Genomic DNA, 511 nt, shown 5'->3' on the forward strand with positions numbered 1-511 from the left:
TGGCTGACGTTGCAGGATCGTCTAGTCATTGAGCTTCGCTTGCTTGGCATCACCACGACGGAGGCAGCTAACGAGGCGTTACCTCGTCTCATCCAGAAGCACAACAAGCAATTTGCCGTAGCTCCGCGTTCGGACGAATTGGCTTACATGAAGCTCGACAAACGCGTTCAGCTTGATCATGTATTTACCATCCGCGAGTATCGAACGTTGGGAGCCGGTAACACCATCTCTTTTGACGGTACCGTCTATACTTTTGCAGATCCCTCAACTCAACGTTTTGATGCCAAAACGGTCGTTGAAGTGCGTCAGACGCTCTCGGGCGAGGTGTTCATTTGGCATCGTGAACAGGCTTTGCAGCTCAAGAAAACAGAGAGACCTGAACGAAAACAACCACAAAAGAAAAAGGCGAGTTCTGCGCCCCAACGCAAACCCGCCGACGATCATCCGTGGAAAACCACGTATGACAACAACATTACTAACCGTAACACAAAACGCAGAGCCTTCCAAGATG

The 511-nt window shown here is 50.3% G+C and carries 1 pseudogene; it reads left to right on the forward strand.

Annotated elements, in window-relative coordinates:
• Positions 1 to 511 (forward strand): annotated as a pseudogene (locus RCO25_RS34725) (ISNCY family transposase); the annotation flags it as partial.

This window comes from Paenibacillus sp. LHD-38, from assembly GCF_031157315.1.
In the GTDB taxonomy this organism is placed as follows: Bacteria; Bacillota; Bacilli; order Paenibacillales; family Paenibacillaceae; genus Pristimantibacillus.